We start from the raw sequence: 353 nt of genomic DNA on the forward strand, positions 1-353 counted from the left end.
CATGGAAAATCCAATTGATGATAAGTATTATTATGAGCCAAGTGAAGATACAAGCTATGGCTTCTCCAATCCTTGCTTTTTCAAAGTGACGATTTCCCGCATATTCGAGTAATTCTTTATATGCTTGCCTCTTTTTGTTTACTTCATCATCGTTGACTTCGAGTGATTCAATCTCACTCATTGCAGCCTCACCAATGTTCACCTGGGTCTCATTGGTGGGGACTGCGTCGGTCGGGAATTTGCCCTCGGATATGCTCAAATTTGATTCAAGACAGATGAGTGCAAATTTGACATAGTTTGTAGTAATTTCTATATTATCTGGATGTGATTCGTGCAGAGACTTCAGATACTCA

General features: G+C 39.7%; 1 protein-coding gene. It reads right to left on the minus strand.

What is annotated here, in order from left to right:
• On the minus strand, positions 1-202 hold a 202-nt coding region (locus tag CI603_RS04015), incomplete at its 3' end, for a hypothetical protein (protein WP_147438277.1).
• Between the last annotated feature and the right edge of the window lie 151 nt (positions 203-353).

This window comes from Bifidobacterium sp. wkB338 (genome assembly GCF_003688325.1).
Lineage (GTDB): Bacteria > Actinomycetota > Actinomycetes > Actinomycetales > Bifidobacteriaceae > Bombiscardovia > Bombiscardovia polysaccharolytica.